This is a genomic window from Nostoc sp. DSM 114160 (genome assembly GCF_053470305.1).
The window spans coordinates 2,741,496-2,767,528 of record NZ_JBPFGO010000001.1; the positions used below are offsets into that span (position 1 = coordinate 2,741,496).

Consider the following 26,033-nt stretch of genomic DNA (forward strand, 5'->3'; position numbering starts at 1 on the left):
TTTACCCTAAGAGTGCAAAAATTATTTTTGCAAGAGGTCTGTTGTTTATGCCATTGCGACTAAACAAAGGATATCGCCAAAGCAGTGCTGAATGAAAACGATATTTATTCATATTCTTCTTGTCCCTCCTATCAACAGGTAAAAGTAAAAATGTTTATTATTTTACTTTGGTCAAGATATGCTCGTTTCTCAGCGTCTCTACTTTTGCTATCCTTAAGCCAAACCTACAAGTGTAATCAGTACATCGATCAACTTAATGGCAATAAACGGCGCAATCACCCCACCTAAGCCGTAAATTAAGATATTACGTTGGAGTAACTGATTAGCTGTCAGCGGTCTAAACCTCACACCCTTTAATGCTAAAGGAATCAAAGCGGGAATAATCAAAGCATTATAAATCAGCGCTGAAAGTACAGCAGATTTAGGGCTAGTCAAATTCATAATATTCAGGCTTTGCAAATTAGCAGCGACAAATATCACTGGAATAATTGCAAAGTATTTAGCAATATCATTAGCGATGGAAAATGTCGTCAATGCCCCGCGAGTAATCAACAATTGCTTACCAATACCAATGATATCGAGTAGCTTTGTGGGATCGGAGTCCAAATCGATCATGTTAGCGGCTTCTTTTGCAGCTTGTGTTCCTGTATTCATCGCCACGCCGACGTTAGCTTGAGCTAATGCTGGAGCATCGTTAGTTCCATCTCCCGTCATGGCAACCAGTTTACCTGCTGCTTGTTCCTGTTTAATGATACTGATTTTGTCTTCTGGTGTGGCTTCGGCAATGAAGTCATCAACCCCAGCTTCTTTAGCAATGACAGAAGCAGTAATTCGATTGTCTCCAGTTAGCATGATGGTACGCACTCCCATCCGTCGCAGTGCAAGAAAGCGATCGCGGATACCAGGTTTAACTATATCTTTGAGATAAACAATCCCATAGATTTCGTTATCTAGACTAACTGCTAGGGGTGTACCTCCCAAGCGGGAAACTCGTTCGTAAATAGCATCCAATTCTGGCGTATCGCGTCCGTTGCGGGAACGGACAAATCCTTTAATAGCTTCTACTGCTCCCTTTCTGGCCTCATACCCACCAGGTAAATTCGTGCCACTCATCCGGGTTTTGGCGGAAAAACTGACTCCTTCTGCCTGAGTGGAGTCAAAATCAAACCGTGCGCCTAACTTTTCTGCCAGTCGGACAATGGATTTTCCTTCTGGTGTATTGTCAAAGACACTAGCCGCCCAGGCAACATTAGCAATTTCCGACATTGAATGACCGTTGAGGGGAATAAACTCTTCCGCCAGACGGTTGCCGAGGGTAATTGTACCTGTTTTGTCAAGAAGTAAAGTATTGATATCACCACAGGCTTCGACTGCTCGTCCTGATGTGGCAATGACGTTAAATTGGGCAACTCGATCCATACCAGCAATACCGATGGTACTTAGTAAGCCGCCAATGGTGGTAGGAATTAACGCTACTAATAGGGCAATTAAAATTGGGACGTTAACTGGACTGTTGACATAGTAAGCAAGTGCAGGCAAGGTGACTACGACTAACAAAAACACTAAGCTGAGAACTGCTAACAATACCGTGAGGGCAATTTCATTGGGTGTTTTGCTGCGTTCTGCCCCTTCTACCAAGGCAATCATCCGGTCAATAAAGCCTTTGCCTGCATCAGTAGTTATACGGATAATTAGTTCATCTGAGATAATTCGCGTTCCACCAGTGACGGAACTGGCAACATCGGAGCCTGATTCTTTTAATACTGGTGCAGATTCTCCAGTAATTGCCGATTCATCCACTGAGGCAACACCCATGATGACTTCACCATCGGCGGGGATGATATCGCCAGCAACGACGTAAATGGTATCGCCCTGTTTAAGGCTGGTGGATGAAACTTCACTAATTGTGCCATCGGCAGCAAGTTTTTTCGCGATCGCCTCTAACTTTGTTAACCGCAAGGCATCGGCTTGGGCTTTACCCCGTCCTTCTGCCACTGCTTCGGCAAAATTGGCAAACCAAACTGTGAAGAATAAAATCCCTGACAACAAGGCGTTGAAAACTTGCGGGTTCTTTTGCAGGGCTGGGCCAAATAGGTTGGGATCGATCGTTAGCAATAGGATGATGATTGTCCCTACCCAAACCACAAAGATTACTGGATTTTTGATTGCATACTTAGGGTTGAGCTTGACAAAAGCATCTCTAATTGCTCTTAAGTACAGCCACTTATTATTTGCCCTGGTCTTTTTACGTTTTTGGCGGCGATCGCCAGAACGAAAACTTGGGCGTCTAGCTTTGAAGTTAGTTGCCACTTGATTCATAAATAAAGTTAGCAGTGAGAAGTTAGGAGTTATAGGAACTTCTAATAAAAAAATATCCAACCTGTAGGATGCGTTAGTAACGCATCCTACGAAACCGAATAATTTATCAGATAACGGCAGGAGCCAGGAGGAAATAAGTATGAATGAAAACTTTAGTTCTGAGTAATTACCCAGTTAAAAATAAGATACTGGTACGAGACGCGTAGTGCAAGATATAGCTGAGTGCTGTACATGGATAGCGGGGCGTTGATCCCGTGCTGAGTAAACCTAGTAGTTCGCTCTCGTGAACTTGGCGGGGTAAAGGGAGAAAGGTTTTAAATCCCTTACCCTTTCCCCTTTACCCCTTACCCAGCCCTCACAAGCACATTTTTGGCTTGGCAGACTACTAGTTGCTTCCAAGGTTTTGAGCAATCAACACTGTCCTAATATGTCTGACTACAGCTATATAACCTTTCTTGCTCAAATCTCACACTTTTAAGTCTGGGTTACTCCTTCCTCCTGCCTCCTGAATTACTTTTTGATATCTTCTTAATTTCAAACTTATAACTCATAACTTTTCTAACTGCCAGATGCTAGTTTCAAACCCTCAGCTATGGGGCCTAAAGCCAGAACGGGAAAGAAAGTTAATACTCCCAAAACCAGCGTTACTCCAGCTGTGATACTAGTAAATACCAAAGAATCTGTTCTTAAGGTAGCAGGAGTTTCTTCTACTGGTTGTTTGCGAGACATCCCGTCAGCTAGCAGCAGGATAGCAATCATCGGAATGTAGCGTCCTCCGATTAGGCTCACTATTGTACTCAAGTTCCACCACAGGGTGTTATCCCCCAAACCCTCTAAGCCCGAACCATTATTTGCTGCTGCTGAAGCATATTCATAAACTACTTGAGAAATACCGTGATAGCCAGCGTTGCTAATTCCAGATAGGGAGATGGGATAAGCCAAAGCGATCGCACTGGGAATCAAAACTAGAATTGGGTGAATCAACAGCACTACGCTAGCGAGGACGATTTCTCGCTTTTCAATTTTGCGTCCTAAAAACTCTGGAGTACGTCCTGCCATGAGTCCCCAGTCAGGAAGACTGTGAGAATTAAGTAAATAAATAAGTAAGCTGTTCCAGTTCCTTGACCACCCCAGATAACCTGGATAAATAAGTTGAAGAGAGTCGAAAATATTCCTTGCGGCATCAAAGAATCGTGCATCCCGTTCACAGCACCAGACATAGTAGCAGTAGTCATCACTGCCCAAAATGCTGTTTGTGCCCAACCAAATCGAACTTCTTTTCCCTCTAAATTGGGCTGTTCTAATCCAAAGGCGGTATTAACCAGGGGATTACCTTGCAGTTCTCCCACGGCTGTAACTCCCACGAGAATGACAAAAATCACAAACACCATCCAAAAAAGTAGCCAAGCTTGTTTGATGTTATTGGCAAATATACCGTAGGTGTAAATCAAGGCTGCTGGGATAGAAATCATGGCGAGCATTTCTATCAAGTTAGAAGCGCCATTGGGATTTTCAAAGGGATGTGCTGAGTTGACGCCAAAAAAGCCACCGCCGTTCTCGCCCAAAAGTTTGATCGTTTCAAAGGATGCCACCGGGCCTCTGGCCAGATATTGCGTCCCGCCTTCTAAGGTTTGCACATCCATAGTTCCAGCTAAGGTTTGTGGTACACCTGCTATAAGTAAGGCGATCGCGCCAATAATCGAAATCGGTAACAATATTCGCGTAATTCCACGGACGAGATCGACGTAAAAGTTTCCCAGTCTTCTACCCGTCAACCCGCGAATAAAGGCAATTCCCACAGCTAAACCTGTGGCTGCGGAGGCGAACATCAAAAAGCCTAAAGCCGCTACCTGGCTAAAATAGCTTAAGGTTGTCTCACCTACATAGTGTTGTTGGTCAGTATTCGTTACAAATGAAATCGTTGTATGCAGCAATACATCCCAGGTGGGCGCACCGAAACCGTTTGGATTCCAGGGTAAAAGTCTTTGAAAATAGATCAATAAATACACTGAAATGCCCATAATCAAGTTAAAACAGAGTATGGCCCGGATATACTGCCAACCTGTCATGTCATCTTTTCTCCGAACACTCGCAAATACGAACATACTCCGCTCTATGGGGTTCATTAAAAAATCAAGTAGTGTTTTTTCCCCCAAAAAGACACGAGCTATGTATTTTCCGAATAATGGAGTGATTGCTATGACAATACACAGCGTTAAGCCAATTTGCAAAAAACCTTGTCCCATATATTTCGCGCTAAATTAAATTTAAGTAGTAGCAAGCCAATTCTTAGAAATAATAGATTAACTGTAGGAGTATTTGATTTCAAGGGATTTTCCTAAACAGTACTGAGTACAAAAAGCAATAATCGCACTCAGCATCAAATCAGTTCCGAGTAGTAAGTGCCTCGGCTGAGAGTAGTAAGATTCATAAGTACTAATTTTTACTCATAACTTTTTACTCAATACTGGCTGAACGTACAACTACGGCTAACATAACTCCTGAATATTTTCAGTTATGACTATCCAGATACTTATTAAAGTTTTCGTTAAGAATATTTAATTTTGACTCTTAATTTATCTATCTCACTACTTAGGACTATTTGTTTATACAATACATTTTGCAAGTTTGCTACTTTCAAAGAATATAAATATCATAAAGTATTTTCTTAATGGGATTAGGGTTTGGGAAGATAGTGGTAGAGACGCTGCTTCTTGTGGGCAATTACCCAGTTTTTATTCTCCAGTCTTCTTTATTGCATTTGGAGAATCGTAATTTTCGGGTTAATTCTGAAGTTGGCATTTGCAGATATAGATTACAGATAACTCATAATTGGTGAATTAAATAGTTATACAGATTGGAGAATCACAATTTTTTAGTAAATCATAAATGACGATGTTAAGTCGATTATGGACTATGAAAGAAGCTATAAATGAGCGGGGAAAGACCTATGGACTAATAGCGATCGCTTTTGCGATCGTGATAATACTAGAATATTTGACACCCCCAGAGTACGTATTTGGCTACCTCTACACGGGAACGATTTTGTTAGCAGATTCTCGATTGAATCGGAGAGCAGTTTTGGGGATCACTCTAGCAGCAACAGGATTAACATTATTGAATTTGTTTGTTCCCGGAGGAGAAATGATTAATTCTCCAACGTTGGCAAATAGGCTGATTGCAGTGTTGGCGTTGATGGTAACAGGTTGGTTAAGCGATCGCAACCACCGCAATGAAGAAGCGATCGCTTATACCCAAGCACAATTACGCTCCCAAGAACAACTAGCTATCATGCGTGAAGATTTTGTTTCTACCCTAACGCATGATTTGAAAACACCTTTATTAGGAGCAATTGAAACGCTGAAATATTTTCAAAATGAGCAATTCGGTGAAATCACGCCCATGCAAGCAAAAGTATTACAAACAATGGCTCGTAGTCATCAGAGTACATTGCAATTAGTCCAAACACTTTTAGATGTGTACCGCAATGATGCTGAAGGGCTGAAACTACAGATATCACCAGTTAACTTGGTGACAGTAGCGGAAGAAATCGTTGCTACCCTAACAGAACTAGCGAAAACACGCCAGGTTTATATTTCTCTGCACTATGGCGAATCAGATTTTCGCAGCTTTCTCTGGGTAAATGGCGATTCTTTGCAACTTGGGCGAGTCTTCAGCAATCTCCTGAGTAATGGCATTAACCATACCCCTCGTGGCGGTAAAGTGGAAGTAGTATTTGAAGGTTATTCTAGCGATCAAGTGGTAAAAATACTCGATACTGGTTCCGGGATTACCGAAAAAGAGTTACCTCACTTATTTGAGAGATTTTATCAAGGAAATAGCGATCGCCACGTCTCTGGTTCTGGGCTAGGACTTTATTTGACTAGGCAAATTATTACTGCTCATGGGGGTACAATTTGGGCAGAGAATCGCTCACCACGCGGCGCACTGTTTGCTTTCCGACTCCCAGCTTGTCCGCCACCGGGGAGATGAGAAATCAATTCAAAATTCAAAATTCAAAATTCAAAATTCAAAATTCATGCATTAAAAAACTTCTGCCTCCTGCCTCCTCTTTCCCAATGCCCAATGCCCAATGCCCAATGCCCAATGCCCAATGCCCAATTACCAATGACAAAAATCTTACTAGTTGAAGATGATGAATTATTTCGCCTTGGTTTGCGAATGCGGTTGCAACAAGAAACCAGTTTGGAGATTGTCGCAGAAGCGGAAGATGGGGAACAAGCTGTAGAATTCGCCAATCACTATCCTCTAGATTTGGTCTTGCTGGATATAGGTTTACCGGGAATTGGCGGGATTGAGGCTTGTCGCCAAATCAAGCAGAAGCACCCAAATTTACCAGTTCTCGTTTTAACGTCTCGTTCTGAAAAACCACTGATTTCGCGGTTAATTGCCGCCGGGGCGCAAGGTTACTGTCTTAAAGGTATTCCGGCTGAGTCTTTGATATTAGCAGTGCGATCGGTTGCTGCGGGCGCTTCTTGGTGGGATCAAACGGCAACAACTGAAATTAGAGCCGCTTTTGAGGGCAATTCGATGGCGGTGCAGTCTGCAAAAACTGAGGAATCTCTAGAAAATCCTTTAACGAAGCGGGAGCAAGAAATTTTGGCACTGGTAGCAGCTGGCAAAAGCAATCAAGAAATTGCTGAAATTCTCTACATTGCCCCTGGTACTGTGCGGGTTCATGTCCATGCTATTTTACAAAAACTAGAAGTACGCGATCGCACTCAAGCCGCAGTCTTAGCTATTCAAAAAGGATTGGTAGCACCAGAATTGTTGATTAATTAGATTTATTGGTCATTTGTCATTGGGTCATTGGTCAGGAATTATTATTCTCCCCTGCTCCCCTGCTTCCCCTGCTCCTCTGCTTCTCTGCTCTCCATCTCCCTAATCCCCAGTCCCAATCCCTTTTCGGATTTTGAAAATTGCGATGAGATATCAGGCTGCTCTATGGGAATTTCGATTGCAAACTCTGCTCCTTTGCCCACAGATGAGTTACAGCTTATATTTCCTCGGTGTTTTTGGACGATAATCTGATAGCTAATAGATAATCCTAGTCCACTACCTTTGCCCACAGGTTTTGTGGTAAAAAATGGATCGAATAAACGCGATCGCAACGACTCTTCAATACCAAGACCATTATCAGCGATCGCAATTTTGACTACGTTCAAGTCTGTCACCTCTGTATGAATCCAAATTTGGGGAGGAGAAGATTGATTCCCTATTCCCCATGCTTCATTCCCCATTGCTTCATCTGGAAATTGATTTTCTGCTCTCCACTTTCCGTTCTCTACTCCCTCTTCTATTGCATCAATCGCATTATTCAACAAATGCATAAATACTTGATTGAGTTCACTCGCATAACAAGTGACTAGGGGCAAGTTACCATAATCTTTCACTACAACAATTGCCGGACGATTGGCTGTTTCCCTGAGCCGATGTTGTAACATCACTAAAGTGTTTTCGATGTCTTCATGGATATTGACCCGTTTCATCTCTGCTTCATCATGCCGAGAAAAATGTTGTAGCGCCAGTACAATTTCCTGAATGCGATCGGAGCCTCTATACATTGCACCTATCAGATTTTGCAGATCCTTAATGATAAAATTCAAGTCTATATCTCTGGCTATCTGCTGAATTTTTGGTGTGGGTTTGGGATATTCTTGCTGATAAACCTCAATTATCTTCACTAGGTCTTCTACATATTGGCCAGCATATTGGAGATTTCCATAAATAAAACTGATCGGGTTATTAATCTCATGAGCCAGTCCAGCTACTAACTGTCCCAGCGCCACCATCTTTTCGTTCTGAATTTGTTGAACTTGAGAGGCTTTCAAGTCGTCAAGAGCTTGTTGGAGTAAAAAGTTTTGTTCTTGCAGTTTAACTTGGAGCAAGCGTAAATTAATCTGATTTTCAATTCGCAACACCACTTCTGCACCATGAAAAGGTTTGGCAATATAATCTACACCACCAACATCAAATGCCTTTACCTTATCGACAACATCATCTAGAGCGCTAATAAAAATTACTGGGACTTCACTAGTTTTATGGTCAGCTTTTAGTTGTTGACAAACTTGGTAGCCATCCATACCTGGCATATTGATATCCAGCAAAATCACATCGGGCAAAACCATTTGACATGCAGTCAGTGCCATTTTACCGTTTAAGGCTTTGCGAACTTCAAAACCTTGTGCAGTCAACATCGCTGATAAAAGCCGCAGATTATCTGGGGTATCATCGACCACCAAAATATTTCTTTTCTGATGGTTAGTTTGATTAAAATGCATTATCGATCAAAGTTACGCGTATAATTATTAAGGATAGTAAATCCTTCTTTGAAATCACCCTAAAATTTGTTGACCGATTTCACCGAAATACTTATATTTATAGTTTAACTCTCACGTGGCTGGAGAGTTTTGCAGATTATCGAAGCTATTAGCCACTTATCACCTTTGGCAACATGATGAATTGTTGTCATGATTGTAATAAATAGCACTCACAGATTATCTAGCCAAGGATCGAAAATGAAATTTTTTCCAGGTGCTACTTGATAGCTACCATTGAGGTGCTGAAGCGAGCAACTCAAGAGCTAGTCGTTGTTCTACGGGTTTAGAAAATAAATATCCTTGGGCAAAATTACAGTTTAAACTTCTCAATTGGGCTAACTGTTCTTGTGTTTCGACACCTTCAGCGATCGCACTCATCCCCATTGAGTTCGCAATACCAATCATTGCTGGTACTAACCCCATATTCTCTTTGTTATCCTGCATCCGCTTGACGAAAGATTTATCAATTTTAAGTGCATTTAAAGGAAAGCTGTGCAGATAACTTAAAGAGGAATATCCTGTACCAAAGTCATCCATAATTAACTTAATTTTTCGCTGCTTTAGTTGTTCAAGAATTATTTTGATTGCATCAGTATTTTCCATAATTACACTTTCGGTAATTTCTAATTCTAAATATGCAGGATTTATTTGATTTTCATAAATTATTCGGTCAATCTGTTCTAGAAAATTCGGCTGCAAAAATAATCTTGCACTCAAATTGACACTCATAGTTAGAGGTTCTGGCGTGACTGGATAATGTTGCCAAATGCTTAATTGATGACAAGCTGACTGTAATACCCAAGTATTGATCGCATTAATCAAACCTGTTTCTTCGGCTACAGGAATAAACTCTATGGGAGAAACCAAACCACGAATCGGATGTTGCCAGCGTACCAAGGCTTCAAATCCAGAAATTCTACCTGTAACCAGGGAAATAATTGGCTGATAGTAAACGAGAAATTCTCGCCTTTCCACAGCCCTCCGCAAGTCATTTTCTAACTCTAAAAGCTGAATAGCTTCCTGATGCATTGCTGGATTAAAAACGTGATACTTGGCCCTTCCTTGAGCCTTAGCCCGATACATTGCCGTATCAGCATCTCGCAGCAAATATTCTGGGCGATCGTAATCTTTATTGCCCCAACTAATGCCAATACTGGCATTCATAAATACTTCATATCTTGACAGTTGAAAAGCAAGTGATAACTGCTGCAAAATCCTTTCTGCAACTTGGATTGCTATATTGACATCTGTGATATTTTCTAGAAGAATTCCAAATTCGTCCCCGCCCAATCGTGCTAAAGTATCAGCAGGTATGATACATGCTTGTAAGCGGTGAGCAATGGCTATCAGCAATTCATCTCCTACCGGATGACCAAGAGAATCATTAACAACTTTGAAGCGATCGCAGTCCAAAAAAAGTACTGCAAACTGATAACTAGATTCTTGCTTGGCGCGATTTAGAGCATTTTCTAGTCGCCTAATAAACAAAACTCGGTTTGATAATCCAGTCAGGGGATCATGCAGTGCTATATCTAGCAGTTGACTTTGCAATTTCTGGCGGGAATCGATTTCTTGTTGAAGTTTTTGGAGAGTTTTTTCTAGCTCTCCAGTCCGTTGTTTTACCCGATCTTCTAGTTCAACATTTAATTTCAAGATTTCTAATCGCGCCGATCTCAATGCCAGTTGATTTTGCACGCGCACTAAAACTTCTTGAAACTCAAAAGGTTTGGTGATATAGTCTACACCTCCCACTTTAAAGGCTTTAACTTTGTCAAAAACATCATCTAAAGCGCTAATAAAAATTACTGGAATATCGGCTGTTAGATCCCAAGCTTTAAAGGTCTGGCAAATTTCATACCCATCTACTTCTGGCATCATAATATCGAGTAGAATCAAATCAGGTAATAATGTTTGAGTTGCTGTCAGTGCCATTTGCCAGTTCAAAGCTTTACGAACGTTATACCCTTCCCTTGTCAATATAGAGGATAAAACCCGGAGGTTATCCGCCATATCATCAACGATCAAAATATCTTTTTTATTAGGGTCTAAATGCTCGTAATTCATTCTAAGTTTGTTGTAGTCAATTCCATGATTTTCTCAAACTGGTAGTTATTTGCTAAATCCCTGAGAACTTGGAAAACTTGAGCATTATCTGATGGAATTTGTTTGAGTAACTCTAAAATCAGTTCATCGCTACAGCTGGCTGCGGCATAGTGAACCTGTTGGAGCCACTCAGGTGGCATTTGTGATAATTGACCCCAGGAGTTCGGCAACACTTACAAAAATCTGTGTAGCTCGATCGACAACTACTGTGTTTGTGGTTTCTACTTGATTGGTATATTTTAAACCCAGATGTTTGCTTAGTTTTTCCAATAATACTTCCTGTTTGAATGGCTTGCGAATAAAATCATCACAGCCAATGGACAAAATTTTCTGGCGTTCTTCCTCAAAGGCGCTAGCAGTTAGGGCAATAATGATTGTATTTGTATTGCAGCGATCTGGCATTGTTCTAGAGGAGTCGTAAGGGGGAGCCAAGGCTGTTGGCATCCGCGATCGCCAAGTGGACGCACCAGAAGCATCATTTTCTATAACACCAGTTGTTTCGGGTGTAGAAGATTTGCATACAACTTTCAGAACCTCACCCTCGCCGGAATCGGTTAACTCCTCAGCAAGGTACTGACTCCCCGATGACACCAGTTGTTTTAATTTTGGGAACTTCCGCGACGTATTGGCTGTCCCATGCCCGATTTCTCTAGCTTTAATAATTCTTGTGGCTTCGTAACCGTCCATAACTGGCATTCGCATATCCATAAAGATCAAGTGTGGTTGCCAAGATTCCCAATTAGCGATCGCTTCACTACCATCTGTAGCTTCATTAACTTCAAAGCCAAGAGCTGTGAGAATTTTAATTAGCAATATACGACTTTCTTTGGAATCGTCAACTACTAGGATACGGTATACTTTTTCACTAGGTGCTAAAGCTCTAATTTGTGATTTTATTTGGTCGATCGGGATTTCTCTAGGGCAAGTTAGAGCAATCTGAACATCAAAGGCAAATGTACTACCGACACCAGGCATCGTGCTGACAGTAATATCTCCTCCCATCAGTTGCACGTATTTACGGCTAATCGCTAAACCCAGTCCTGTTCCTTGTTGAAATTTTCTGCCGATTTCAGTTTGCTCAAAAGCCTCAAACAGCAAGTCAAGTTCTTGTGGGGCAATACCACAGCCAGTATCTTGTACCTCAAAGCACAGAAGAGAAGGATAAGAAAGATTTTGCTCCCCCGGCTCCCCTGCTCCCCTGCTCCCCCGGTTACTGAGCGTAGTCGTTGGCGTAGCCTCTCGTAGAGAAGTATGCTCCCCTGCTCCTAGTCTCACCCGTAGCGTCACACTCCCTTTCTCGGTAAATTTAATCGCATTTCCCAAGAGGTTGAGCAATACTTGACACAGTTTATTTTCGTCAGTTTCTATGTATTTAGGAATATCTGGCGCATATTCAAACAGTAATTCTAAATTTTTAGATGCAGCACGCAAGTGCAACATCTCTTCTAAGTTCTTCAACAAATGAATTAAGTCAAAGCTGCTGGAATTTAAAGTGATTTTGCCAGCTTCGATTTTAGACATTTCGAGAATGTCATTAATTAATTTGAGTAGATGTTCGCCAGCACGATTAATTATTGCCAAGTTTTCTTGATGTTCGCTAGATAGCGAATAATCTCGACTCATGACTTGGGTAAAACCAAGAATGGCATTGAGTGGGGTACGCAGTTCGTGGCTCATGTTAGCCAGGAATTCGCTTTTGGCAAGGTTGGCGGCAGCACTTCGCGCCGCTTCCCGAACGGCTGCTTGTTGTTCCTGTGCAGCGATTTTTTGCGATTGAATTAGTTCTTCTTGGGTGGTTTGCAGTTGCTGAATAACTTGCTGGAACTCTTCAGTTCGTTTTTTTACTTGAGCCTCTAAGGTGCGATTATATTCTGCTAATAACTTTTCTGTTTGTTTGCGTTGGGTGATATCAAAAAATGTGGCGATCGCAAAAGCCACATTCCCTGATTCATCATAAATTGGCTTTCCTAAAACCTCAATGTGAGTAATCTTCCCACAATAGCGAATTTCCATATCATCAACCCTGATGCTTTCCCCAAGCAATGCTCTCAAAATCGGCAAGCGATCGCTGGGGTAAAGTCGATCTGTCCCGGCTAGGTAAGCTTGATATATCTCTGATAATTCTTCGACTTTAACTTCTGCGATCGCTCCTTGACCGAGAATTTGCTGCCCAATCTGATTTGTATAATAAGGTTCACCTTCAGCATTGATGATAAATACACCGACTGGTATGGCTTCTAAAAATTGAGTTAGCTGATTCTGATTATGAGATAGCGCCTCATTTAAAACTTGCATCTGGGCATTCTTTGCTTCTAAAGCGCTAAAGGATGCTTGGAGTTGCTTTGCCATAGTTTCAAATGATTTAGCTAGTTCTCCCAGTTCATCGGAACGCTGAATATCTGGTGTTTCCTCCCATTCACCTTCAGCAATTTTCTTTGCCGATCTGTTTAATTGTGAAATCGGTTTAATTATCCAACGAGCAGTCAAAATCCCAATTCTTGTAGCCACTAAAAAAGCAACTATGCACAGCAAAATAGTGATGCGGGTGTTGGCATTAATTTGCTCCATAAATTCGCCTTCGGGAATCACCGCCACGATTAGCCAATCTAAACCCAGTTCGTCCCTCCAGCTTTTTACCTGTACAAAATAACGCATTCCATCGGCAGTAAAACTTAGCTGTTGCTTCCCCACAACCAACTTCAGACTACCAAAGCGTTCGATCAAAGACTGTGTTGTAAGTTTAATTAAAGAATTTTGACTATCTAATGCTGATAGACGTTCTCCTTTACCATTAACGATCGTATATGGTGACTCGCTAGTAGAAGAAGCCACTATGAAACCAGAACGCTCTAAAATAAAAGTTTTACCCGACTCTTTGATTTTTAACTTAGTTAAAAACTTGCTAATTTGTGATAAGAGCAAATCAACACTAATCACTCCAACAAATTTACGATTTTTATCGTAAACAGGATAGCTGGAAGATATCGATAAAACTTCTGGTTTATCTTCCCATTGATAAATTTGACTCCAAACTCGTTTGCCTATCTTGACTGGATCTGTATACCAAGCTTCTAAGCGAGGATCGTAATTTTTGACTTGCTGTAAATGGCGGCGATTTCCTTGCTTGTCTGTAGGATAAACATAGAGTTTGCCTGTACCACGCTTGGCGCTAACTTCATTAATTAAGAGCTGGCCATTATCTAGACGCTCAACACCAATAAATTCACCTTTGGGATTGGCAAAGCTGTTGTAGCCAACATTGAAAACCTGCATTTGTTTCCAAAAGTAATTGCCGGTGGTTTGAAAGTCCGAAAGGTTGAGCAAACCTAGATCAATTGCATCTAAGTTGATTTGATTAATTTGCTTTGGAGTTGTTAAATAGCTATCGAGATGCTGTTCAATGCGATCGCAGATTTCATTTTCTAATTGAGTAGCAAGCTCCCTTACCGCTTTTTGCCCGTTTTGATACGAAAGATAGCCCACAAGTCCCACCGCACCACAAATTTGCAAGATAAAAGGCACAATCAGAACATATCTCAGGGGCATCTTGGCATAAACTTTGCCAACTAAGCGATTAAATGATTTGACGGGCTGAAGTTTGGATAACATTTTAGTTTTATTCTTCCCCAGCATCTACTAGGTGCATTTTGCCGTGCTAGCTACATTCTATATAAGTATAATTACGGCAGACATGGCTCTTTATGAAAATTTTATATTTTTAGTATAAAATAGTACGAAATATTTATAATTGTTTGACTGGCTAACTTCCTCCAACGTCTAATTTTCAAACTTTGCACAGGAGTTGTCCACTATAGAAATTGCCTACGTGGGTAGGCGATCGCACTTAAATTTGCTCAGTTTTATCTGGCAATATTTCCACAAATTTTCTCAGATGAACTGAAATTTAACCAATAAGCTCCAGTATGCCATTCTAAAATTCAGGTCACCATTAACACCCAATCCTAAATTTAATTTTTAATTGCTGATGTATTGATTTTCTGGTCTGGAAACCCCTGGACTTGTACAAGAACTTATATTTAATTACAGCAATTTTAGAATTGTTATGCAAATACACAGCATAAACAAAAAAAATCCAAGAAAATTTACTTTGTATTTTTTATTTTGACTAAATATTAACTTTTTTATACATTTATGTCAACTTCATCACCAATTTGTAAAATTTTTTCGGCTGATGATGGGGGTAGTTGAGTATTAATACTCAATCGATAAAAGTGATTAAAAGGCGATGAAGCAACCCAATTTGGCAAAGTTGCTTGTCGCTGGGTTGTAAAGATTTTTTGAAAGTTTGGGTAAGCTTTCCCTAAGTAAGAATCGCGTGTTGGGGGGGGGACTATACAACGCTGACATGGGTTAACCCCAAAAAAGTCTACATCTCCCACTCGAAAAGAGACTAAATCACCTTGTTCGCTAAATAGCCGATCTTCCCAAAATGCTGGTACACCACCAATTTCGATGTTGGCACGCATCCGACGGCGGATTTCATCCACACTTAAACCAGGAAACCAAGAAGCTACTTTTGCCAATGTGGCCGTACTAATTACCGTTGGGCCAAGTGAGTGTGTATCGTCAGGAAAACCCATCAAAGAGTTTTGTCTCAATGTGATAGCAAACTCAAAATAATCACTCAAAGTTGCTTCTAATGCTTGCCGTTCCTCATCCAGGTGAAAAATTTGTTGTAAGTTGCGATCGGGAATTTGCAACGAGATAGTTCTATTTAAGAGTGCAAATTGTGCCCTTATTAAATGGATTTTAGCATGACGCTTACCATTGACAAATCTACCTTGTTCGTCAAAAAGGGCAAACTCGCGGTCATACTCTAGTGCGCCACTGGCAAGAACTCTAGCGTTCTCAACTTCAACACCATCCAGTGATTTAACTGGATACAGTAAAATCTTAGCTAGGTAAGGCGTCACGTCGCTTCGCTCCGAATTCAAAATTTCAAAACTTGTACTGAACTTGTCGAAGTATTCAAAATCAAAACATTTTAGACACCCATAAATAAATTTAGTTGCTTTGTATCATGAGTCGTTTTCGGTCATAGCAATATTTCGATTTGAGATTTGGCGAAAAGTCGCAGTATCTTGCAAAGAGCAAACTGAATTTTTCAAGACGGATTTTGGATTTTAGATTGGTGATTTAGTAGTCCCCAATCTAAAATCTAAAATTCTTTTGTTAATCAGCTATTTGAGCAATATTGTTTGTTAATTTATGGATATATTGGCGATTTATCGATTCCGCCAACATGATTTAAAGGCCAGAAGCGAACTACAGCACGTCCAATGATATTCTGTCGAGGGACAACACCCCAGCAGCGGCTGTCATAACTACTGTTACGATTATCACCCAGTACTAAATATGAATCGGCTGGTATAGTCTGGGGTTTGGCCAAAAAAGGTGGCTGTGGTCCTGATTGGCAAACATCAATAACTGTAGTCTGCCCAGAACTGAGGTAATTAGATTCTGGGAGAGGTTTGTCGTTGATATATACTTTGCCATCCTTAAGTTGTATTTTCTCTCCAGGTAAGCCAATTATACGTTTGATAAAAGCATCTTGATATTGTTCTTTTTGTAGCTCTTTCGTAGGTGAAAATACTACTATATCTCCCCGCTGTGGGTCAGCAAATTTATACTTCAACTTATCGACAATAATTTTGTCTGCCTCCCACTGGTTTGGCGTACCATGCAGAGTCGGTTCCATTGAACCAGAAGGAATCCAGCGTGCTTCAGCAACAAAGGTACGAATTCCTAGAGCTAGAACGATGCTCAATACAATTGTTCTACCTAGCTCTGCGATCCAAGAATTATCGGGTTGTTGACTAGAGTTGTTATCAGACACTTGATTATGCATGAAATTACTTAATTTAACGAAAGATGTAGGTAATTAACTCACCTAGTGAAACTTTATCTGTTAATCTTAACGGGAAAATTTTAATTTCCTAGTTATGTTTGCATCTTGACTACCAATTTTAGATTGTGGATTGGGAAGGAGGAAGGAGGCAGGGGGCAGTGTTTCGACTACGCTCAACAACCACGCAGGGGGTAGAAGGTTTGAATTTAGGTAAGGCTTTTATATAAGACGCTCTCGCGTTCAACCTTATCTAATTGCAGTCCACCAAATCGGAGATTTTGTGGGGGACTTAAACTCCTGCTGCCTCTGTTGTTAAAAATAAACTTTTTTTTAAGGCGCGGCAAAAATTGGTTACTCCGATCGCGAATAAGTTTAACCTAAAAGCATGGTTCTCTGTAATACATAGCTCGCTGTCCAAACTTGGTTATCCCTATGTCATCTCCAAAAATGTTACTGATTCGCCGCGCTCGCATAATCTTACCCGATGGTGAACTGATGGTTGGGGATGTGTTGACGCGCGATCGCCAAATAGTCGAAGTTGCGCCAGAAATCTCCCAAACAGCACTAGTCACTGAAATTGACGCAGAAGGCTTAACTTTGTTGCCAGGAGTTATCGATCCGCAGGTGCATTTCCGAGAACCTGGACTAGAACACAAGGAAGATTTATTCACCGCCAGTTGTGCCTGTGCTAAAGGGGGAGTCACTTCTTTTTTAGAAATGCCCAATACGCGCCCCCTAACTACGACACAACAGGCTTTAGACGACAAGCTAGAACGGGCCTCACACAAATCCTTAGTTAATTATGGCTTTTTTATTGGGGCAACAGCAGAGAATTTACCAGATTTGCTTTTAGCAAAGCCAACACCAGGAATTAAGATTTTCATGGGGTCGATGCATGGTCAGTTGTTGGTTGATGGCGAAACAGCATTGGAGGCGATATTTGCCAAAGGCGATCGCTTAATTGCCGTTCATGCCGAAGACCCAAGCTAGAATCAACCAACGCCGCCAAGAATTTGCCAATATTCACGATCCAGCCGTTCACTCGCAAATTCAAGATAATCAAGCGGCATTGCTGGCAACCCAACTAGCATTAAAACTTTCTCAAAAATATCAACGTCGTCTGCATATTCTCCACATGTCAACTGCCGAAGAAGCAGATTTGCTGCGTCAGGAGAAACCGAGTTGGGTGACAGCAGAGGTGACACCACAGCATTTGTTATTAAATACTAGTGCCTATGAAACAATTGGCACATTAGCACAGATGAATCCACCTTTGCGATCGCCCCACGATAACGAAGTTCTCTGGCAAGCTTTGCGCGATGGTGTGATTGATTTCATTGCGACAGATCACGCACCGCACACCTTAGAAGAAAAAGCTCAAGAATATCCCAATAGTCCTTCAGGAATGCCTGGGGTGGAAACTTCCCTGGCTTTGATGTTAACTGCGGCAATGGAGGGCAAGTGTACTGTGGCTCAAGTTGTAAACTGGATGTCTAAAGCTGTAGCTGTGGCTTATGGTATTCCGAATAAGGGAGCGATCGCCCCTGGTTATGATGCCGATTTAGTGCTTGTAGATTTAAACACATACCGCCCAGTACAGCGCGAGGAACTTTTAACCAAATGCCATTGGAGTCCTTTTGAAGGCTGGAACCTAACCGGCTGGGCTAAAACCACCATTGTCGGCGGTGAAATAGTTTATGACAAAGGCCAGGTAAATACGCAAGTGCGGGGTCAAGCTTTAACTTTCTTGTAGCAAATATTCATTTAACTTGACAGCAACTACATAAGATATATTCCTCCCCACCCTTCACGCCAGATTGCGCGGGTGGGATATTTTTTGACCTCACAACGTAGAACTTTGCTATCTCTAAGTGTTTCAAGTTAAATATCACAAAGACACGATAAATCGCCGTCAAGACGAAAGATTGACTATTGTAGAGACGGCGATTCATCGCGTCTCTTTCACGTTAAGTTAACACCAATGCTACGCGTACCCCCTCTACGCAAAAGCCAGCTATAGGTAGTGTCTCGTAGAGAAGGCACTTCGTTAAAAAGAAACTTAGGTATTCTTCCAGTCGGATAAATCGAATAAGTCGGATAAGAGTAAACAAGCTAATGGAATCGGATTGTGATTCATCTCATGATGCTTGTCCACAGAAATAATCAAAGAGAATTGCTATGTCCTTCAAAATTTTGGCTTTAGACGGTGGCGGTATTCGTGGAATAGTTGCAGCACGAATACTTCAACAAGTAGAACAAGAAATTAGAAATCAGGGAAAAGGAGAGTTTTTACACGAATATTTTGACATGGTTGCTGGTACTTCTACTGGTTCGATATTAGCAGGAGGAATTGCTATTGGAAAGCAGAGTGATGAACTCATTAAAATGTATAAAAATAGAGGTAAAGATATATTTCCTCTGGAGATAAAAGAGCGCTACAAAAATTTTCCGTCCATCATCAAATCAATTATTGAGGTATTTTCTCCATCTAAATATTCTCATGATGGAATTACTAGTGTCCTCAAAGATGCCTATAAATCCACAAGAATCAAGGATATCGAAAAACCTATTCTTTTGATTCTTGCTTACGATACGCTATATCGCAACACAACCTTTTTTACAAATTGTCATCCCGATTTAGGAGACAGATGGTACGATGACTGTTATTTATGGGAAATATGTACCGCTTCTGCCTCAGCACCTACTTTTTTTCCACCATATAAATTAGAACCTGTAGATAAACAAAAATTTGGTGACTGGGAATTCCCACACATTGATGGAGGAGTTTCTGCTAATAACCCTGCTCTTGCAGCTTTGAGTTTAGCGATGAGGATTAGCCAGTCTTCAGTATCTCCAGAAATCAAGCAACAATATAAACTAGATAATTTGCGATTAGAAGATATTTCTATCCTTTCTATTGGCACAGGTCAAACTGGCGAGCCATATCAATATAAGCAAATCAGCAAATGGAGAGGCTTAGACTGGATCAAAAATCTTACTAACATCTTCATGGAACCTACATCTGAGATTGATAGTACGATTTGCCGACAAATTATGGGTGGATATGAGTCTAAACGTTACTTACGTCTTCAGTTTGACTTAAATGAGACATTTAAACCCAAACCAAAAGAGACTTATAAAGATCCTCGCATTGTCTTACCTCCAGAAGAACGGAAAAATAAATTTACTGGAGAAAAAGTTAGTCCAGAAATAGATAATACTAATTCCGAGATTCTTCAGCAGTTAATAGATACTACCTCTGCATTCATCGATCAAGGTCTTACGTATTACACCAGAGACGATTCCGGTTCTCCGATCAAAAAGGCGATCGCGTCTTTTATTAAAGATAACTAGCCATCTGTGTCATTATTTACAAGTGTCTACAATTGGTTGGGGTTTGGATACCCATCCAATTGATTTTTATATGTCGTTCAAGACTTTTTCTGGCTCGTTCCATCAGCTTAGATAATCAAGGAGCGATGCCCTTCTCTACGAGACGCTCCGCGTAGCTTGCTTCTCCGAAGGAGTACGACAGGCTCAGGGTAAGACCTACGGCGGTAAACTACGCACGTAAGCTCTAGCAATAACTGCCTTATTTGATAAATTATAGAAATTGTATTTAATTTACTAATTAAACTTTGCATTTCTGATAAAGTTTAGTCAAGTCAAGCTTTACCTCTTCTTTGTACTACTACTATCACATCGTAATAATACCTAAGTTTTTTAATTAATAATTAACGAGGAGAAGATATAAAAAAAATTTAGCAACAAAATAGAATGTGTCATCCAATACATTTTTCTCAGCCCTGTTTTGTGTTGTTGCCGCAGTATTTACCGAATGTTTTCCATGAGAACTGAGGCAGAGAAAATAATATGTTTTTAGACATTTTAGCTAGCCTGCAACGGTTATTTGTTGGTTATATTCCAGCAGTTGTATTGGGTGGTTTCATTGGATATTTAATCGGAATAAATAGCATGGTTTATCAGCTATTTCGGCTGATATTTCAGATACCACATAGTATCCCTCCTATAGCTTTGCTACCTATTGCCCTCATTACGTTTCAAGAGAGCGACTCGGCTGCTATTGTAGTAGTTTTTCTGGGAACTCTTTGGACGATGATTATTAACACAGCAATAGGGATGCGGCATTTCAAGAGACAGAATAATAACTTTCGAGTAGCTATTTTTCATATATTTCATGCTTTGAAAGTTAGCATTTGGGTAGCCTGGTTTATCGTTATTGCCACAGAAATGTTAACAGGCCCAAGAGGACTTGGCTTTACCCTCTGGGATGCTTATAAAGCTGGCAATACTGATTACATAATCCAGGAAATCTTATACATCGGCATCATTGGCTTTTTGCTAGATCAGTTATTAGATTTTGCAGCCTATATTCTCTCGCAAATGGTTTCAGATGGGAAAAAATCTTCTTAAAGTTTATCTAGGCTTGCGGATTGCACCCTGCCAGCTAATAGTTTGCTTGGCAGAACGTATTCCTAAAGAACGAGTTGCTACGACTTCAATATCAACGTTGACACCAGGGCGTAAAGCTTCGTCAGGAATTTTTAGCTTGCCCAAAGCTAGAGTAAAACGGTTGTAGTCACGAGTCACAAGTTCTGTGGGAATATCCCCTTCAAATTCAGTTTTGTAGCCAGAAAAACCGTGCAAGCTATCTTGGGCGCGGAATTTGACGCGAAATTGAGTATTAATAGCATCAGACTTGGCTGCCAAATCAACTATTTTTAAATTGAGATTTTGTCCGGCATCGGCAAACTCTGCCACAGCTAACCGCGTGACATCTTTTTTGGGAATGGCATGGTTAACGGTAAATGTTGTTAAGTTAGCTTCACTTTTGCTGTTACCTTCAACCCATAATTCCTCAGAAAAAGTAATTTCTACTTGTTTGCTATCAGTTAAATTTAGTGTTACGTCTTGATTGCCAAAGCTGGTAATGGGTTGTCTTTCTTGCCAAACTATTTGAAAAGCCTCTTCTAGACGCTGTTCAAACTCAAGGTAATCATCGGCGATCGCAGAACCAGGCGCAAGTAGAGAAGCTGCGCCTGTGCGTTGATTCCACTTATTCTTGGAGAGGTGGAACTGTTTGTTTACCAGTTCCGACATTGCTAGCTGCACAGTTGGAGTATCAGCTGCCAAAGGTTCCTTGCTATTGACAATACTCAAAGTTCCTAAGCGCCCTTGGCTACCATCGCTACCATCGCTGCCATCTCGCCCATCGCTACCATCGCTACATCGATAAACCTTTTCAGTACACTTGTAATCAGGGCTACCAGGAGTTCCCTTGCAGGTTTTTACTTCCCATCTCCGTCTGTGACAGTGACAGCCCTCCGTACCGTTGCCACCTCTACCGCCGCGCCCGCCTTCCCCACCAGTAGCCCGAACAGAAATATTCCGTAAGTCTGCCAAATTGCTGTAATAGACTGTGAGAGAACCACCATTTCCCCCATCTCCTCCTTTGCCACCATTACCGCCACTACCACCGTCTGGTGCATTTATATCATGGCTGGCGCGATCGCCGCGTTGGGAACCACAGTCAGGTTGATAACCATCTTCCCCGTCTTCCCCGTCTTCACCATCTTTACCCGACAAATCAAGATTTACAGGCGATCCATTGACAAAAATATTTTGGTTTTCACCGCTGCTACCATCTCTACCCGATCGCCCATCGGTTCCGGCACGTCCATCTCTGCCATAATTTCTCGCTACTTTATAGTATTCGTCAGAGGCAACGGCTGGACATAAAACTGAGCCAGAGGCAGGCAAAAAGCTAGTAAATAAGCAGAATGTCAGCAGTAGTGGCAGTTTACTCCTAAAACCATTGTGCATTTATTTACACCTAAAACTTTAGTTGAATTATCTACTGCTGACGCTGACTTTCAACAATTTGCTCCCTCTTGTCCCAGTGACTTTACACTCACGATGCACCTTAAATTCTGAGTTACCAGAGGTACGGTAACAGCCTGTATCGAACTTTTTCGGTGTAAGCGTCGTAGTCCTTGAGTTCTTGCTTCAAAAATTGTTCTTCAAAGGCAATCCGCACAACTAGTAAACTAATGGGAACGATCGCTAGCAATGCCGCAGCGTAAGACTCCAGCCACAGAGACATCCCAATCATCACCAGAGTTACCCCTGCATACATCGGATGCCGTACAATGCTATAGACTCCCATATCGATGACCGTTTGTTGCCTATCTACCTGATGCTTCACCACAGGGATCGCGAATGTATTAGCTTTGAAGGAAGCAGAGATAATCCACCAACCTGCAATAAAAAAGATCAATCCCACAGCCGAAGCGATCGCTCCTGGCTTCACCAGCAGCTGAAATCGAAACACATATAAAGGAATGAAGGCAACCAAACCGAGGAACGCGATCAGCAACAAACTGGTTATAATTTTGTCGGGAAGTGGTTGTTCCTTTTGGATAGGAGGCTTGAACCGTTCATTGAGCAAGTCTTGATTCTCTCGGAAAACACCAATCATCGTGGCGATCGTCGCAATTTCGACAACGCCGAGGAATAACCAAGCACGCCACCAGTCTAATGTTCCTGCTGGCAAGAATAGTAAACCACCAAAGATCGCAATGTTCCAAACAATTGCGATTATTACCTTTAAAATAAACATCGCTGATTTACCTAATGACTAGGCTTTTACTTTCTATTTTTAGCAATTGGATTTGCGATCGCTACAGTCACCTACAAGTGATTCTAGCAATGCCCGAACTAGTGGGCTATTTCCCAATACGGTTCGGTTAAAGGGGAATTAAAAACCTTTAACCGCAAACCCATTTCCCTTTTCCCCAAACCCTATTCTGAGTTCAAAATGCTTATCCGAACCCTATTGGGCTATCTCCTTGATTTGTGAGGTTAACTTGCAAGTGCTATCTAAAATAATCACCAACTTGAACTTTCTTACAAGTGATTAGAATGAGCAACCTTTCGTTTTGCTGTTTCAACCAGCACAGAAATTACTAGCGAACTGAAGCCAATTATTTTGAGCAAGGCATTGACTGCATGTGTATACTCCCATTGGTTACGATATCGCGTCCAGTTTGACGGGACGCGATTAGTCAGCCACGTTGCAAATTCCGCGTTCATGGGGGCTACAAATATTACCCAACTCACAAGAGCCAGCACTAAAAAAATCGCTCCTACTAACGTCCAATAAAATGTTGAGCCACGTTTACGGACGAGGAACCCCAACACAATTGCTGCTAGAACTGAGCCAATTTCAAATGCGGCGCCAACTGAGCCAAAATACCGATAAACATTTTCAAAAACGGTTACTTTTACCCAGAGTTGTTGGTCAAATTGCATTCTTCGCGGTAGTTCTAACAAATGAGCCATAGACAAGCCTAGACTGAAGGAAGCCAACATCATTGTGATAAATCGCCACAATTGTATAAGTGTCATTTGGCTTTGCCTCACAGCAGTTGCTACCATATTTCACCATATAATATGCAGATGAAACTCTATACACCTATCAAGTGGCATAACTGTCAATACTACTCAGGTCTTGGATTTTGAACTTAGAATTGGGGAAAGGGGAAAGGGGAAAAGGTTAAAGCTTTTTTCTTTGCCTTTTCCCCAAAACCCGACAAGTATTGAAACCACATCTGTTGTAGAAGCGCAAGGTCTTGCGCCCCTACTGTATGGTCTTTTACTTGAAAATAGCTGTAACTATCTCAAAGCGATCGCCCATAAGAGTAACTAGCAACTTGGGTTAAAATTGGCCATTTTAAAGCAAGATAGTAAATGTCCAAGTGTGACACACTTATGAAAAAGGATTAGCTTCTGTTACCACTTCTGGCAGTGGAATAAACTCTGTTTCATTTGGCACGCTAGTAAAACGAGAGTCGCGCCAATCAGCTTTCGCTTGCTCTATTCGCTCTGGTCGGCTAGAGACAAAATTCCACCATTTGTAGCGTGTACCTAACGGCTCACCGCCAATAACAATACATCGAGCAGCAGTTGTAGCAGAAACTTCAACCCGATCGCCTGGCTCTAGAATAGCGAGACGATATTGCTCCATCGGTTCATCATTAATCCTCAATCCCTCCGTGACGCTGTATACTGCCCTTTGTGAATAATCTGTAGGGATAGTGAAGTGGGTGTTGGCAGGCAACACTGCATCCAAATAGAGAATAGGTGAAAGAACTTTTACAGGTGAGGTATAGCCAAATGCTTGCCCAGCAATAAGTTTGATCGTAACGCCATTCTCTTCCCAGATAGGAAGGATTTCAGCCGGATAGTGAATGAACGTTGGCTCGGTTTCTTCTTGTTCAACAGGCAGGGCAACCCAGGTTTGAATGCCATGAATAGTAGCTTCTTGCTGACGGTCAAAGTCAGGCGAGCGTTCTGAATGGACAATCCCTTTTCCCGCCGTCATCCAGTTGACTGCACCTGGTTGGATTTCCTGTACAGTACCCAAACTATCGCGATGCATTAAAGCACCATCAAATAAATAAGTTACCGTTGCCAGATTAATATGAGGATGTGGTCGGACATCGATGCCTTGATTGGGGGGCATAACGGACGGGCCAAGATGATCGAAAAATATAAACGGCCCAACCGTTTGGCGATTAGGATATGGCAAACTGCGGCGGGCAGAAAAACCACCCAGATTTTTAACTTCGGGTTCAATCAGTTGAAGAATTGCCATAAATCATCGCAGGTGATTAGTAAATGCTGTAATTATTATAAGTATATTTACTTGGAAATAAACTAATCTTGATGAGTTATCTGTTTGTTTTGTAGACTTGAGTTTTTCCGATTAAATATTTAAACATTAAACACAGCCCCCGTCAGTATTGTTTCTCAATCAGAGAGTCTTTTCACAAGTGCGATCGCTCACATTTAACTTTCTTAAACTTCTGATTGGATTTCAGTTTCCTACTATTGAGGAAATTAATTGTAACCAATTAGCTCAATTACTATTAGATTCTGCAAAACCCCGTCCATTATTACTAGATGCACGAAGTCAGACTGAGTATGCAGTCAGTCATCTCGAAACAGCAGTACGCATAGATCCTCTCATAGAGGACTTAGCAGCAGTTACAACAGTTTCCCAAGATAGACCAATTGTTGTGTACTGTGCTGTTGGCTACCGGAGCGCAAAATTAGCCCAAAAACTGGATGAAGCCGGGATTAAGTGCATTTATAACTTGAGTGGTGGAATTTTTCAGTGGGCAAACGAAGGCAGGCCGATCTTTCAAAATGGTCATCCAACAAAGGTTGTACATCCTTACAATGCAATTTGGGGAAAACTACTAAAAGCTACTTACCATGCTCAGGAATGTTGACCGCACCAATTTTAGATTTTAGATTGCCGATAGTGGAGCGTTAGCGAGTCCGCGAGCGTCTTTTAACGTGAGTTCGATGAACCT

The 26,033-nt window shown here is 41.4% G+C and carries 17 protein-coding genes and 2 pseudogenes; 7 read left to right on the plus strand and 12 right to left on the minus strand.

Annotated elements, in window-relative coordinates; translation table 11 throughout:
• Positions 1–213: 213 nt before the first annotated feature.
• Both kdpB and kdpA read right to left on the minus strand, forming a co-directional pair.
• Positions 214–2,319 carry a potassium-transporting ATPase subunit KdpB gene (gene kdpB / locus NSTCB13_RS12200; protein WP_448272520.1) on the minus strand — a complete coding sequence of 702 codons (2,106 nt, stop codon included), beginning with the start codon at positions 2,317–2,319 and terminating at the stop codon, positions 214–216.
• 558 nt (positions 2,320–2,877) lie between these two features.
• A pseudogene (kdpA, locus tag NSTCB13_RS12205) lies at positions 2,878–4,565 on the minus strand (potassium-transporting ATPase subunit KdpA).
• A 670-nt stretch (positions 4,566–5,235) separates the two neighbouring features.
• On the opposite strand from kdpA, the gene NSTCB13_RS12210 reads away from it, so the two are divergent.
• Both NSTCB13_RS12210 and NSTCB13_RS12215 read left to right on the plus strand, forming a co-directional pair.
• The gene (locus NSTCB13_RS12210; protein WP_445628276.1) at positions 5,236–6,312 is read left to right on the plus strand and encodes a sensor histidine kinase; all 1,077 of its coding nucleotides are present in this window, start codon (positions 5,236–5,238) and stop codon (positions 6,310–6,312) included.
• Between the two features lie 135 nt (positions 6,313–6,447).
• Positions 6,448–7,122, plus strand: a complete 675-nt coding sequence (locus NSTCB13_RS12215) for a response regulator (RefSeq protein WP_448265019.1) — start codon at positions 6,448–6,450, stop codon at positions 7,120–7,122.
• 41 nt (positions 7,123–7,163) lie between these two features.
• Here the strand turns inward: NSTCB13_RS12215 and NSTCB13_RS12220 are convergent, their stop codons facing one another.
• The 6 genes from NSTCB13_RS12220 to lepB all read right to left on the minus strand — a co-directional run bounded on the left by NSTCB13_RS12220 (position 7,164) and on the right by lepB (position 16,632).
• The gene (locus tag NSTCB13_RS12220; RefSeq protein ID WP_448272521.1) at positions 7,164–8,621 is read right to left on the minus strand and encodes a hybrid sensor histidine kinase/response regulator; all 1,458 of its coding nucleotides are present in this window, start codon (positions 8,619–8,621) and stop codon (positions 7,164–7,166) included.
• Between the two features lie 267 nt (positions 8,622–8,888).
• A complete protein-coding gene (locus tag NSTCB13_RS12225; RefSeq protein WP_448272522.1) occupies positions 8,889–10,724 on the minus strand; it encodes a GGDEF/EAL domain-containing response regulator in 1,836 nt (611 codons plus the stop codon).
• Positions 10,721–10,903 carry a hypothetical protein gene (locus NSTCB13_RS12230; protein WP_448272523.1) on the minus strand — a complete coding sequence of 61 codons (183 nt, stop codon included), beginning with the start codon at positions 10,901–10,903 and terminating at the stop codon, positions 10,721–10,723. The genes NSTCB13_RS12225 and NSTCB13_RS12230 overlap by 4 nt, the downstream gene beginning before the upstream one ends.
• The gene (locus tag NSTCB13_RS12235) at positions 10,893–14,372 is read right to left on the minus strand and encodes an ATP-binding protein (RefSeq protein ID WP_448272524.1); all 3,480 of its coding nucleotides are present in this window, start codon (positions 14,370–14,372) and stop codon (positions 10,893–10,895) included. The genes NSTCB13_RS12230 and NSTCB13_RS12235 overlap by 11 nt, the downstream gene beginning before the upstream one ends.
• A 533-nt stretch (positions 14,373–14,905) precedes the next feature.
• Entirely contained in the window at positions 14,906–15,697 is a 792-nt protein-coding gene (locus NSTCB13_RS12240) for an MOSC domain-containing protein (RefSeq protein WP_448272525.1), read from the minus strand.
• Positions 15,698–15,990: 293 nt separating this feature from the next.
• Entirely contained in the window at positions 15,991–16,632 is a 642-nt protein-coding gene (gene lepB, locus NSTCB13_RS12245; protein ID WP_445628270.1) for a signal peptidase I, read from the minus strand.
• 432 nt (positions 16,633–17,064) lie between these two features.
• Between lepB and NSTCB13_RS12250 the strand changes: the two are divergent.
• The 3 genes and pseudogenes from NSTCB13_RS12250 to NSTCB13_RS12260 all read left to right on the plus strand — a co-directional run bounded on the left by NSTCB13_RS12250 (position 17,065) and on the right by NSTCB13_RS12260 (position 21,066).
• A pseudogene (locus NSTCB13_RS12250) lies at positions 17,065–18,385 on the plus strand (dihydroorotase).
• Positions 18,386–18,810: 425 nt separating this feature from the next.
• The gene (locus NSTCB13_RS12255; protein WP_448265025.1) at positions 18,811–19,986 is read left to right on the plus strand and encodes a patatin-like phospholipase family protein; all 1,176 of its coding nucleotides are present in this window, start codon (positions 18,811–18,813) and stop codon (positions 19,984–19,986) included.
• A gap of 519 nt (positions 19,987–20,505) precedes the next feature.
• A complete protein-coding gene (locus NSTCB13_RS12260) occupies positions 20,506–21,066 on the plus strand; it encodes a nitrate transporter (RefSeq protein ID WP_448272526.1) in 561 nt (186 codons plus the stop codon).
• A gap of 3 nt (positions 21,067–21,069) precedes the next feature.
• On the opposite strand, the gene NSTCB13_RS12265 is transcribed toward NSTCB13_RS12260, so the two are convergent.
• The 3 genes from NSTCB13_RS12265 to NSTCB13_RS12275 all read right to left on the minus strand — a co-directional run bounded on the left by NSTCB13_RS12265 (position 21,070) and on the right by NSTCB13_RS12275 (position 24,060).
• Positions 21,070–22,476 carry a collagen-like protein gene (locus NSTCB13_RS12265; protein WP_448272527.1) on the minus strand — a complete coding sequence of 469 codons (1,407 nt, stop codon included), beginning with the start codon at positions 22,474–22,476 and terminating at the stop codon, positions 21,070–21,072.
• Between the two features lie 112 nt (positions 22,477–22,588).
• Positions 22,589–23,272: a methyltransferase family protein gene (locus NSTCB13_RS12270; RefSeq protein WP_448272528.1), complete on the minus strand. Its 684-nt coding sequence runs from the start codon at positions 23,270–23,272 to the stop codon at positions 22,589–22,591.
• A gap of 287 nt (positions 23,273–23,559) precedes the next feature.
• Positions 23,560–24,060: a hypothetical protein gene (locus NSTCB13_RS12275; RefSeq protein ID WP_448272529.1), complete on the minus strand. Its 501-nt coding sequence runs from the start codon at positions 24,058–24,060 to the stop codon at positions 23,560–23,562.
• 163 nt (positions 24,061–24,223) lie between these two features.
• Here NSTCB13_RS12275 and NSTCB13_RS12280 point away from each other — a divergent pair, with 163 nt between their 5' ends.
• On the plus strand, positions 24,224–24,361 hold the full coding sequence (locus NSTCB13_RS12280; RefSeq protein WP_448272530.1) for a hypothetical protein: 138 nt from the start codon (positions 24,224–24,226) through the stop codon (positions 24,359–24,361).
• 60 nt (positions 24,362–24,421) lie between these two features.
• Here the strand turns inward: NSTCB13_RS12280 and NSTCB13_RS12285 are convergent, their stop codons facing one another.
• Positions 24,422–25,309 carry a pirin family protein gene (locus NSTCB13_RS12285; protein WP_448272531.1) on the minus strand — a complete coding sequence of 296 codons (888 nt, stop codon included), beginning with the start codon at positions 25,307–25,309 and terminating at the stop codon, positions 24,422–24,424.
• A gap of 148 nt (positions 25,310–25,457) precedes the next feature.
• Here NSTCB13_RS12285 and NSTCB13_RS12290 point away from each other — a divergent pair, with 148 nt between their 5' ends.
• Positions 25,458–25,949: a rhodanese-like domain-containing protein gene (locus NSTCB13_RS12290; protein WP_448272532.1), complete on the plus strand. Its 492-nt coding sequence runs from the start codon at positions 25,458–25,460 to the stop codon at positions 25,947–25,949.
• The last annotated feature ends 84 nt before the right edge of the window (positions 25,950–26,033 follow it).

Excerpts from the sequence above, each read along its gene's own strand:
- kdpB (WP_448272520.1), bottom strand. The coding sequence starts at position 2,319 with ATGAATCAAGTGGCAACTAACTTCAAAGCTAGACGCCCAAGTTTTCGT.
- NSTCB13_RS12210 (WP_445628276.1), top strand. The coding sequence starts at position 5,236 with ATGAAAGAAGCTATAAATGAGCGGGGAAAGACCTATGGACTAATAGCG.
- NSTCB13_RS12215 (WP_448265019.1), top strand. The coding sequence starts at position 6,448 with ATGACAAAAATCTTACTAGTTGAAGATGATGAATTATTTCGCCTTGGT.
- NSTCB13_RS12220 (WP_448272521.1), bottom strand. The coding sequence starts at position 8,621 with ATGCATTTTAATCAAACTAACCATCAGAAAAGAAATATTTTGGTGGTC.
- NSTCB13_RS12225 (WP_448272522.1), bottom strand. The coding sequence starts at position 10,724 with ATGAATTACGAGCATTTAGACCCTAATAAAAAAGATATTTTGATCGTT.
- NSTCB13_RS12230 (WP_448272523.1), bottom strand. The coding sequence starts at position 10,903 with ATGCCACCTGAGTGGCTCCAACAGGTTCACTATGCCGCAGCCAGCTGT.
- NSTCB13_RS12235 (WP_448272524.1), bottom strand. The coding sequence starts at position 14,372 with ATGTTATCCAAACTTCAGCCCGTCAAATCATTTAATCGCTTAGTTGGC.
- lepB (WP_445628270.1), bottom strand. The coding sequence starts at position 16,632 with ATGCATAATCAAGTGTCTGATAACAACTCTAGTCAACAACCCGATAAT.
- NSTCB13_RS12255 (WP_448265025.1), top strand. The coding sequence starts at position 18,811 with ATGTCCTTCAAAATTTTGGCTTTAGACGGTGGCGGTATTCGTGGAATA.
- NSTCB13_RS12260 (WP_448272526.1), top strand. The coding sequence starts at position 20,506 with ATGTTTTTAGACATTTTAGCTAGCCTGCAACGGTTATTTGTTGGTTAT.
- NSTCB13_RS12265 (WP_448272527.1), bottom strand. The coding sequence starts at position 22,476 with ATGCACAATGGTTTTAGGAGTAAACTGCCACTACTGCTGACATTCTGC.
- NSTCB13_RS12270 (WP_448272528.1), bottom strand. The coding sequence starts at position 23,272 with ATGTTTATTTTAAAGGTAATAATCGCAATTGTTTGGAACATTGCGATC.
- NSTCB13_RS12275 (WP_448272529.1), bottom strand. The coding sequence starts at position 24,060 with ATGACACTTATACAATTGTGGCGATTTATCACAATGATGTTGGCTTCC.
- NSTCB13_RS12285 (WP_448272531.1), bottom strand. The coding sequence starts at position 25,309 with ATGGCAATTCTTCAACTGATTGAACCCGAAGTTAAAAATCTGGGTGGT.